The 9,837-nt window shown below is 63.3% G+C and carries 8 protein-coding genes; 5 read left to right on the plus strand and 3 right to left on the minus strand.

Features of this window, described 5'->3' with window-relative positions; all coding sequences use genetic code 11:
- Window positions 1-81: 81 nt before the first annotated feature.
- Complete coding sequence (locus B0919_RS21095; RefSeq protein WP_078014279.1) at window positions 82-4,503, minus strand: GEVED domain-containing protein; 4,422 nt, start codon at window positions 4,501-4,503, stop codon at window positions 82-84.
- A 509-nt stretch (window positions 4,504-5,012) separates the two neighbouring features.
- On the opposite strand from B0919_RS21095, the gene B0919_RS21100 reads away from it, so the two are divergent.
- Window positions 5,013-5,474, plus strand: a complete 462-nt coding sequence (locus B0919_RS21100) for a hypothetical protein (RefSeq protein WP_139362302.1) — start codon at window positions 5,013-5,015, stop codon at window positions 5,472-5,474.
- Between the two features lie 4 nt (window positions 5,475-5,478).
- Window positions 5,479-6,054, plus strand: coding sequence for a hypothetical protein (locus tag B0919_RS21105; RefSeq protein WP_139362303.1), 576 nt, complete (start codon window positions 5,479-5,481; stop codon window positions 6,052-6,054).
- Between the two features lie 87 nt (window positions 6,055-6,141).
- Here B0919_RS21105 and B0919_RS21110 read toward each other — a convergent pair whose 3' ends face one another.
- Window positions 6,142-7,149 carry an SMP-30/gluconolactonase/LRE family protein gene (locus tag B0919_RS21110; RefSeq protein WP_078014282.1) on the minus strand — a complete coding sequence of 336 codons (1,008 nt, stop codon included), beginning with the start codon at window positions 7,147-7,149 and terminating at the stop codon, window positions 6,142-6,144.
- A gap of 320 nt (window positions 7,150-7,469) precedes the next feature.
- Here B0919_RS21110 and B0919_RS21115 point away from each other — a divergent pair, with 320 nt between their 5' ends.
- The 3 genes from B0919_RS21115 to B0919_RS21125 all read left to right on the plus strand — a co-directional run bounded on the left by B0919_RS21115 (window position 7,470) and on the right by B0919_RS21125 (window position 9,381).
- Window positions 7,470-8,294, plus strand: a complete 825-nt coding sequence (locus B0919_RS21115; protein WP_078014283.1) for a hypothetical protein — start codon at window positions 7,470-7,472, stop codon at window positions 8,292-8,294.
- Window positions 8,295-8,582: 288 nt separating this feature from the next.
- Complete coding sequence (locus B0919_RS21120) at window positions 8,583-8,792, plus strand: hypothetical protein (protein ID WP_078014284.1); 210 nt, start codon at window positions 8,583-8,585, stop codon at window positions 8,790-8,792.
- Window positions 8,793-8,796: 4 nt separating this feature from the next.
- Window positions 8,797-9,381, plus strand: coding sequence for an AAA family ATPase (locus B0919_RS21125; protein ID WP_078014285.1), 585 nt, complete (start codon window positions 8,797-8,799; stop codon window positions 9,379-9,381).
- Window positions 9,382-9,417: 36 nt separating this feature from the next.
- Here B0919_RS21125 and B0919_RS21130 read toward each other — a convergent pair whose 3' ends face one another.
- Entirely contained in the window at window positions 9,418-9,651 is a 234-nt protein-coding gene (locus B0919_RS21130; protein WP_078014286.1) for a hypothetical protein, read from the minus strand.
- Between the last annotated feature and the right edge of the window lie 186 nt (window positions 9,652-9,837).

Raw genomic sequence — 9,837 nt, forward strand, 5'->3', positions numbered from 1 at the left:
CCCTGATGGGGCCTGGCGTATAAGCAAAAAGCCCCGCCGGCAAGACCGGCGGGGCTTTTTAGTGAGGGACGTATCCCGTGCTTACTGGCGCACGATGCGGCGCGTGTCGGTGCCGCCGTCGGTGGCAGCACGCAGGATGTAGACGCCGGTGGGCTGCTGGCGCAGGTCCAGCAGCAGCTGCGCCTGGCCGGCCGGTACCACATGGCGGTACACCACCTGGCCCACGGCGTTGAGCACGGTCAGCTCCACAGCTTTGTGGTAGCCGCTCAACTGCAGCGTGAGCCGGCCGTCGGGGGTCGGGTTGGGGAAGAGCTGCAGCGAGGAGCCGGCCAGCGGTTTGCTGCTCGCTGTCACCGTCAGCGGCAGCGAAGCTTGCGAGGCACAGCCCTGGGCCGAGCTCACCACCACGGTGTAGGCGCCGGGCTGCGCCGTGCCGGTGGCCGTGTAGCTCGGGCCCGTGGCGCCACTGATGGCCACCCCGTTCAGGTACCACTGGTTGCCCGTGGCCGACGAGCTGCTGAGCACCGCCACGCCCGCCGAGGGGTAGCTCACGCTCACCGTCGGGCGCACCGGCGCCGCTTCCACCGTCACCGTCGCCGTCGCCGAAGCGGCCGAGCAGGTACCCGAGGCAGCAATGGTATTCGTCACGGTGTAGGTGCCCGGCATCGAAGCCGACAGATTAATCACGCCCGTCGCAGGGTTAATGCTCAGGCCCGTGGTCGAGCTGAACGTACCAGCCGAAGCGCCGGTGCCGAAGGCAGGCGTGATGCTGGCGGTTGAGCCGGCACAGTAAGTAGCATTGGCGTAGCCAAACGTGGCAATCGGAGCCGTGGTGATGGTCACCGTAGCCGTTCCTACAGCCGGGCAGGCGGTGCCGGTGGTGTAGGTGACGGTGTAGGTGCCGGGCGTGGACGCGGCCACGTTGATGGCGCCCGTGGTGGCGTTCAGGCTCAAGCCCGAGGTCGAGCTGAACGTGCCGCCGGCCGTACCCGTCACGGTCGGCATCTGGTTCGCGCCCGACTGGCAGAACGTCGAGCCGCTGTAGCTGAACGCGGCCGAGGCAGCCGGCGTGATGGTTACGGTAGCCGTGCTGCTCACGGCAGCGCAGCCACCCGAAGGTGCCAGCGTGTTGGTCACGGTGTAGGTACCGGCCGCGGAGGAGGCGAGGTTAATCACGCCCGTTGCCGGATCAAGCGTCAGGCCCGAAGTCGAGGAGAAGACGCCCGCCGAAGCTCCCGTGCTCAGCGTAGGCGATACAGCCCCGACCGAGCCGGCGCAGTACGTGGCCGAGCTGGGGTAGCTGAAGGTAGCTAGGCCCGGAGCCGTGATAGTCACGGAAGCCGTGCTGGTTACGCTGGCGCAACCGCCCGAAGCCGCTACGGTGTTGATAACCGTGTAGGTACCCGGCGTGCTGGCACTCGGGGTAATGGCCCCCGTAGCCGCGTCGATGGCCAGACCCGCCGTCGAGGAGAAGCTGCCCGCGGTGGCGCCGGTGCTCAGCGTCGGTGTGGCCGGGCTGGTCTGCGAGGTGCAGTAGCTGGCAGCCGCGTAGCTGAAGCCCGCCGTGGCCGGAGCGGCAATGCTCACGGTAGCGGTGCTGGTGACGGCGGCGCAGCCGTTGGCCGGCGCAATGGTGTTCGTCACGGTGTAGGTGCCGGGCGTGCTGCTGCCGGGCGTAATGGCCCCCGTAGCTGCATTAAGGCTCAGACCAGCCGTAGACGAGAACGTGCCTGCCGAGGCCCCTGCCGCCAGAGTAGGCGCGACGGTGCCGCTGGCCGAGGTGCAGTAGCTGGCGTTGGCGAAGCTAAAGCCGGCCGTGGCCGGCGCCGTAATGGTGACCTGCGTGGTGGCCGAAGCCGGGCAGGCGGTGCCGGTGGAGTAGGTGACGGTGTAGGTGCCGGGCGTGGACGCGGCCACGTTGATGGCGCCGGTGGTGGCGTTCAGGCTCAAGCCCGAGGTCGAGCTGAACGTGCCGCCGGCCGTACCCGTCACAGTCGGCGTCTGGTTCGCGCCCGATTGGCAGAACGGACCTACTGCATAGCCAAACGCCGCCGAAGCAACCGGGTTGATGGTCACCGTAGCCGTGCCCGACGTAGCCGCGCAGCCGTTGGCGGCTGCAATGGTATTGGTCACAGTGTAGGTGCCGGCCGCGGACGAGGCGAGGTTAATCACGCCCGTTGCCGGGTCAAGCGTCAGGCCCGAAGTCGAGGAGAAGACGCCCGCCGAAGCGCCCGTACCCAGCGCGGGCGATACGGTGCCGGTGGTGCCGGCACAGTTGGCCGTGGCCGGGTAGGAGAACGAAGCCGACGGCGCGCGGGTGATGGAGATGGAAAGCGTACCCGAGGAAGGGCAGGGACCCGCCACGCTATAGGTTACTGCATAGGTGCCCGGCGTGGAGTTGGCTACGCTGATTTGGCCCGTCGTGGCATTCAGGCTCAGACCCGAAGTGGAGCTGAACGTACCGCCCGGCGTCCCGAAAACGGACGGGGTCGGATCGGCGCCCGACTGGCAGAACGACGAGGCACCGTAGTTAAACGAAGCCGAGGTGCTCGGATTCACCGTAACGGCCGTGGCCGTCGAGGTAGCGCTGCAGCCCTGTGCGTTTGTCCCCGTGACGCTGTACGTGCCCGCCGCCGATACCGTGATGGAGGGCGTGGTAGCACCGTTGCTCCACTGGTAGGTAAGCCCGGTGCTGCCCGTGGCCGTCAGCGTTACCGAGCCGCCCTGGCAGAAGGTCGTCGGGCCGCTGGGGGTAATGGTGACGGTGGGACGAGCCGATACCACCACGCTCACGCTGTTGCTGGTGCTGCAGGTGCTGTTGCTCGTGGTGAGGGTATAAGTGCCCGAGTTGGCCGTAGTGGCATTTGTGATGCTCACAGTTTGGCCCGTGGCCGCGTAGCCGTTGGGGCCGGTCCAGCGGTAGGTGGTGGCGCCAGCTACCGTGGGGGCCGACAGCGTGATGGTGCCGCCCTGGCACACCGGCGAGGTAGCCGTGGGGTTGGGCAGCGTCAGCGCGCAGCTGCTGATGGTGACGGTGTAGTCCTCGGTTTCACCCGAGCCAAAAGTCGAGCAGGCGTCGGCTGAGCCGTTGGCGCTGCCCGCCAGGCGGCTGCGGATGCGCAGGCCCGTGGTGCCTTGCAAGGCGCCAACGGGCACCTGCAGGCTCACGCCCGAGGGTTGGCCGGCCGTGCTGGCGGTGGATACCTGCACCCACTCCGAGGCTTCGAACACGTTGTTGCGGTTCACATCGAGCCAAGCCGAAATAATGGCCGAAGTCGACGTGGTTACCACCAGCGTGTAGAAGCCACCGGGGCTAAGCACGGCGGTGCTGCCAGGCGTGCTGGGCGAGAAGATGGTGAAGCCCGGGCCGTCGGCGTCGCTGCAGCCGCTGGTCGAGTTCAGCGTCGTATTCGGGATGCTGACGTTGGTGATGGTCGGGCTGCCGGCGGCCGTGCCGCAGGCCGGCTGCTGCGGTACGCAGTAGCCGTTGGTACTCACGCCGCTCCAGCGGTACATGCTCGTCTGGCTGGAAAAGCCCCCCGACCAGCCGATCTGCGCCGACAGAAAGCCCATGCCCGTGTGCGGGTTGCTGTCAATCAGGGTCCAGGTGGTGCCGTTGTTGGTGGTGTAAGCCGAGCCGGCGTTGCTGTTGCTGACAAACATGCCGGCCACGCCCGGTACGCCCGCTATGGGCCCGTTCTGCACGTTTGTGCCGGGCGTGAAGATGCTCCAGGTAGTGCCACCGTCGGTGGTGCGGCGCCAGGCCGTGCCGTTGTACTGCGCCAGCCCGTTCTGGGCATCGGAGAAGGCCAGGCGGGTAAAGCTGCTCAGGCCGGTGCTGCTCACCGTCCAGGTTTGGCCCTGGTCGGGGGAGTGGAATACGCGCCCGAAGTTGGTGCCGAACCAGATGTGGTTGCCGTAGTACGCCACCGCCTCCACGAAGCTCACCTCCCCGTTCTGAATAGCCGGGATGTTGCTGCTTGAAATGCGCGTCCAGGTGGTGCCGCCGTTGGTGGTGCGGTACATTTCAAAGTACCCCAGCGTAGGGTCGCCCATGCACCAGCCGGTGTTGGCGTCGTACATGTGGATGGCGTTGGCAAAGCCGCCCTGCGCCACCAGAAAACCGGCGCTGTTCTGGCGCGTCCAGGTAGCGCCGCCGTTGCTGGTGCGGTAGACAAGGCCGCCGGCGTTGGCCACCGAGTTGTAGAGCGACACCCAGGCGTTGTTAGCATCCACGGCGCTGATGGCCGAAATGTCGTAGCCGGTCTGACCCGTGGGCACCGAACCGGCCACCCAGGTAGCGCCGCCGTCGATGGTGCGGGTGTAGAGCGTGGTAGCTACTGCGCCGGTGCTCGAGGCGTCGTAGGCCGAGGCCCAGGCCACGTTGCTGCTCACCGCCGACAGGGTGCGGATGCCGTAGGGCGGGGAGGTCGGCAAGCCGCTGCTCTGGGCGGTCCAGCGCTGCGCCTGGCTGAGCAAGGGCAGCAGGCAAAATGCCAGCAAAGCAGCCCAATGGGGTGGGCGGTGTCGGCTCACCCGCCTGCGACGGGCGGAAGCTAAGGCACCAGAACCTTGGTGTGATAAAGATTTTATCATAGAAAACTTAAAAAATGAAAGGCAAACGCAGATTCTTCAGCCGGTTATGCACCAATAGCTTGGAAGGGCATCAAAATTATATTGAAATTTCATTTTAGCATTTATCATAGGATAAATAAAGTTTAATTGGATAGGCAAGGTGCAACTTCCCAAAGACGGCACGGGGTGGTTTTGGGGTTTACACTCGGCTGGCAGGCACAGTATCAGTTTGGTAGCTGACTCCGGGGCTGCCTGGTTTACACGTCCAATTCTGGCTCATGCCAGCGCCTGCGCAACCCATAAGAGGTGAAGGCCTGACCAGGGCCGGAGAGTATGGGATTTTTGAATGGATCCTGGTACCTTAGCCGGAATTCTGTCTCGTCGTTAACCACCGTCAATAGATGCTTAAACCGCTACTCTTAAGTGGCTTATTGAGCGTGTCCGTATGCAGCGCCTGGGCACAGGCGCCCGGCACCACGCTGGCCTCCGAAACCTTCAAACAGCGCCTGCGCGCCCAGTACCTGCAAAACGATACGGCGCAGGCCCTCATCAACCTCTACGGCCGCCGCCAGGCCGGCGGAGCCAGCTGGATACTGGGGGCCACGCTGGCGGCCGTGCGCATGGCCACGGCGGGCGGCAACACCGTCAATGCCGGCAACGGCGTGGTCATTCAGGAAGAGGGCCCGAGCCCGGCCGTGGCGTTTTTGGTGGCTACGCCCATCATGGCCTACGGCGTGGGCAAGATGGTGCACTACAGCAACGGCAAGCTGGATCAGCTGCTGGCCAGCTACGCAGCCGGGCAGCCGCTGCCGCGCAACGTGCGCCGCAAGCTCAAGCCTCGCTTCTTCGACCAGCCCATCATTCCTTACAAGCCCGTCAAAGTCACTTCCGCCAACTAACCCGATGCGTCGATTTGCTTTGTTGCTCAGCGCCATGCTGCTGAGCGGCGTACTTTCCCAGGTACAGGGCCAAACCTTGTCAGATGAAGCGCGCAGGTCGGCGGCGTACGCGTCGCCGGTAGCCGATACCGGTGCCGTGCTGGTGTACAACGGCTGGTATTTGCCGAGCTACCGCCCCAAAGGCACCGAAGCAGATACCACCGGCGCCTTGGTTTCGCTGTTTCGGAAGCGGCGCACGGCCGGGTGGCTGTTTACCCTGCCGTTCATGGCGGGTATGTGCCTGGCACTACCCATTTCCACCACCGACCGCTACGGCCAGACGCAGGTAGCGGAGGAGGCCATTTCGCCGCCGCTGGGCGTGGCCGTGCTGGCCGGCACCGTCACGGGCTTCGTGCTGCACGCTTCCAAGTACAACAAGAGCCACTTGCAGCGCGTGAGCCAGGAGTACGCCGCCGGCAAGCCCATTCCGGCCAAGTACCGCCGCAACCTGAATGCGCAGCACTTCGCCGAGGCCGCGTACCTGCGCGAAGCCCTGCGCCAGCAGAAAGCCCGCGAAATGATGCGCGCTGCTACGCGGTAAATACATTGCTTCAAACACAAAAAAGCCCGCTGGTACTGCTCCAGCGGGCTTTTATATTACTGTACCGACCTGAGGCAGCGTTACTTGCTAGAAGCGCGCTTTCACGATGGCAAAGCGTGGAGAGGTAGCTTGGTAGGGGTAGAGCACGTAGGCATCGGCGTTGCGGCGCGTGATGGTGGTGGGGCTGACGGCACCGGTAGCAAAGCTGCCCGCGGCCGTGGCGTTGGCCCAGGCATCGGTGCTGCTGAGGCGGTACACGGTGCCCTGGCTGCCAGCTACTACCAGTAGCGTCTGGTTGTCGAACAGCAGCAGGCCATCGGCGCCCGTCAGGTTTTGCGCGGTGGTCACGCGGGTAAAGGTCGTGGGGTTGCTGATGGGGACTTTAAACAAAGCGCCGTCGTTGGTCTTGGCCACGATGAGGTAGCCGTCGGGGTGGAACACGATGCCGTTCAGGCCGAAGCCCGTGCCGCCGCTCAGCTGCGCGTTGTCCAGAAATACCGTGGCGGTGCCTTGCGCGTCGATTTTGTAGATGACCGGCGCGAAGCTGTCGGTGACGTAGGCATTGCCTTGCCCGTCCACGGCAATGTCGTTGGCAAAGTGTTGCGGGTAGGTAGCGGCCTTGCTGCCCAGGTCGATGTAGGACTGCAGGGCGCCGTTGCCCGAATTGAAAATGGCCACGGCCGCGAGCTTACGCAGCGTGGCGGCCGTGGAGCGGCTGGTGTTGACGCCGGCATCCGATACAGCCGCCAGCACACGGTTGCGGCTGGCATCGAGGTTGAGGCCGATGGTGGAAATCAGGCGCGGGTCGTCGGCCAGCGCGGTGTAGCTGCTGTCGTCCTTTACCGTGCCGAGGCGGCCGCGGGTGCGGGAACTCACCCAAAAGCGCTGGCTGGCCTCGTCCCACTGAATGCCTTCGGGCGAGAGGGCCGCCTGGGGCACGGTTATTTTATCGGGCCCGGCGGGCGGGGTGGAGTTGTCATCGTCGTTGGAGCAGCCGGGCAGCAAGGCTAGCAAGGGCAGCAGCAAGACGAGCAGGCGTAGCAAACGCGGAGGGGTGAGCGGCCCCCGCAGGCGTGGTAAAGGGGGATGTAGCATGGTGCGGCGTCAGATGGTTGCGAATGAATTAACAACCCTATACGCCGCTGCGAGCGAAGCGGCTGAGGATGAGCTGGTCGGTAGTGAGAAGACGACCTACCCCGTGCCTGTAGGCCGGAACTTATCAGTTCTGTGACAAAATCATTGTTTGCTGCACGCTGATTGGCCGCAGAACTGCCGATAACGCCGGTTTAGCGCTTACAGCCGCCAACAATGAGTGGTGTATGAGCTGACGCCGCTGTCGGTTTAATTGCTTAGCTTGCAATGTTTTTGTGCTGGCTCGAACGTACGGTCTGGCCCTTCATCTTCTCTTTTATTTTATGCTCACTTCTACCTTCCGCGTGGTGACCCGAGTGGCGGCTGCAGGCCTGTTCACCTGCCTGACCGTGGCGGCCTCTGCCCAAAACGTGTCGCTGAAAGGCGACGTGATTACCGTCGACAAGCAGCCCTACGGCAAGCTGACAAAATCGGGCGGCCTGCTGAAAGACTTCACGCTGCTGACCCTGGATGGCACCGAAGTAGCCAAGGCCCAGGGCAAAATCACCCAGCTGCCCAACAACGAGACTTTCGTGTACTACATGCTCACGTTTCAGCCCGGCGGCGAAACGGCAGAAATGAGCAAATCAGGCATGAACTTCGCCCAGCAGCTGGCCGAGGCTTTCGTGAAAAACGAAGTGCTGCGCGAGGGCAAGCCCAACCCCGAAGGCATTACCCGCTTCACGGCTGCTTACGGCGAAAAGCTCTCGGCTAAGTACGCTGCCCAGGCCAGCGAGCAGGCCAACGCCAAGCCGCTGCAGTACAGCACCGTCAACCGCAACCGCATGGGCGCGGGCGCACCCAGCATCGAGTACAACAAGCGCACCAAGCGCACCGAAATCCGGCAGAGCGGCACCGTCATCGGCTACCTGAACCCGGGGAGCCAGGAGAAAGGCCGCGCCAACTTCACCGTGACGCTGCCCGACGGCATGACCATCGCCGAGTTTGCCGTGGAGGCCTGGATGGCGGACTCGCCCGGTGCCCGCGACATCAGCTACAAGCTGCTGGTGAAGAAAAACAACCAGTACCACACCCGTACCGCCGTCGGCGGTGTGTCGGCGGCCCAGCAGGACGCGGTGCAGTACCTGGTGACGGGCGGCTATTTGTAAGCCATTGGACCTAACAAAAAAAGCCCCGCCGGCACTGCGCCGGCGGGGCTTTTTACTCTTATATGAAGCGAGTTACACGCCCGGAATCTGCACGTCCGCGTTGGTGAAGCGGATGGTGCCGCCTTCCACCACGGCGTCCTTGCTCACCTTGCCGCTCAGGATTTCCTGCGGCAGCTCGTTCAGAATCAGTTGCTGCTAAATCCGGCAGAACCGGATGTCGACACGGTCGCTGCACCTATTAGCAGGTTTTGGCGTTAACTTTAAGCTCACTGAAATTCTCTTTACCAGATGGATACCGCGTCCAACGTTGCTCAGCAACTCGATAACCTGGCCAACCTGGCCGAGCGGGTAGCTACGCCGGAGTTTCAGCGTGGTTTCCGAGCCAGCGTGGCCAACCGAGCCAAAGCTGCCAATTCTTCTCTGACGTACCGCGACCAGCAAGGCCGTCTGGTACGCGAATGGCCGGCCACCGGCCGCCTGGAGGTGCTGGCGGAGTAGCGGCATGGGTGAAGCGGTGCCTACGGTGTACGTCCTGGCCGGGCCTAATGGGGCTGGCAAGACGTCTATCTATTGGTATGAAGCCTCCGATGTACCTCGTCTAAATGGCGATGCTTTATACCAACAGGGTGTTGACGCGCACACTATCGAGGCTACGCTGCGCCAGCAGCAGGAAGAATGGGTAGCTCAGCGCGCTTCTTTTGTAATTGAAACCAATGCCGCCACGGAGCGGGACTATACACTGTTCCAGTCGCTGCGGCAATCCGGCTACCGGGTAGAGTTGCGCTTCGTCTGCCTCGAATCGGTGGCGCTGTGCCAGGAGCGCGTAGCCCAACGGGTACGTGAAGGCGGCCACGACATTCCAGCGCCCCTTATTGCTCAGCGTTACGCCAATAGCCTTTCCCTGCTGAAGCGCCACTACCGCGCCTTCGACCGGCTGCAGCTTTACGACAATACTTCCTTGCCGCGGGAAGTATTGGATTTTGTGCCCGGCCAAAAGCCGACTGCAGTAGCTGACATACCTACGTGGGCCGCGCCCGTGCTGACACACATCACGCGGCTGGAAAAGGTGTATAGTCGGCTGGGCTAACTCCCACTACCGTGCTATACGATAATAACTGCAAGACTAAGCTAGTTCTTGCTGCCAGAGCTGATAGAGTGCTGCCGTGTGCGCTGGCAGCTTGTTGCTTATGAGCATTTCTTCCATCGAATTCATCAGGACCTCCATGTAGTGCCAGCTGGTATTTTCGTCATCTGCGGCCAGACCGTTCAGAAGGGCGTCAACGACTGCTGCATTAAGCACCACGCCTTCGTGCAAGGCAAAACGCACCAGGTCTTTAAACACGATAAGTTGGCGCATATCCTGTTCAGCTGCGTCGTCGGCGTTAGAATAAGCTATAGCAGATTCACAGACAATGTAGCTGCTGGCGCTCCGCGTACGTAAGCGGCTGTATGCAAGCATACTCGATGGATTTGCGTCAGCGCGTGGCGCAGGCGCTGGCCGAGCCGGGCGCCCGGCAGGCCCAAGTGGCCGCGCGCTTTTGCG

This window comes from Hymenobacter sp. CRA2 (assembly GCF_002007105.1).
In the GTDB taxonomy this organism is placed as follows: domain Bacteria; phylum Bacteroidota; class Bacteroidia; order Cytophagales; family Hymenobacteraceae; genus Solirubrum.

Excerpts from the sequence above, each read along its gene's own strand:
- B0919_RS21105 (WP_139362303.1), top strand. The coding sequence starts at position 5,479 with ATGCGTCGATTTGCTTTGTTGCTCAGCGCCATGCTGCTGAGCGGCGTA.
- B0919_RS21110 (WP_078014282.1), bottom strand. The coding sequence starts at position 7,149 with ATGCTACATCCCCCTTTACCACGCCTGCGGGGGCCGCTCACCCCTCCG.
- B0919_RS21115 (WP_078014283.1), top strand. The coding sequence starts at position 7,470 with ATGCTCACTTCTACCTTCCGCGTGGTGACCCGAGTGGCGGCTGCAGGC.
- B0919_RS21120 (WP_078014284.1), top strand. The coding sequence starts at position 8,583 with ATGGATACCGCGTCCAACGTTGCTCAGCAACTCGATAACCTGGCCAAC.
- B0919_RS21125 (WP_078014285.1), top strand. The coding sequence starts at position 8,797 with ATGGGTGAAGCGGTGCCTACGGTGTACGTCCTGGCCGGGCCTAATGGG.
- B0919_RS21130 (WP_078014286.1), bottom strand. The coding sequence starts at position 9,651 with ATGCGCCAACTTATCGTGTTTAAAGACCTGGTGCGTTTTGCCTTGCAC.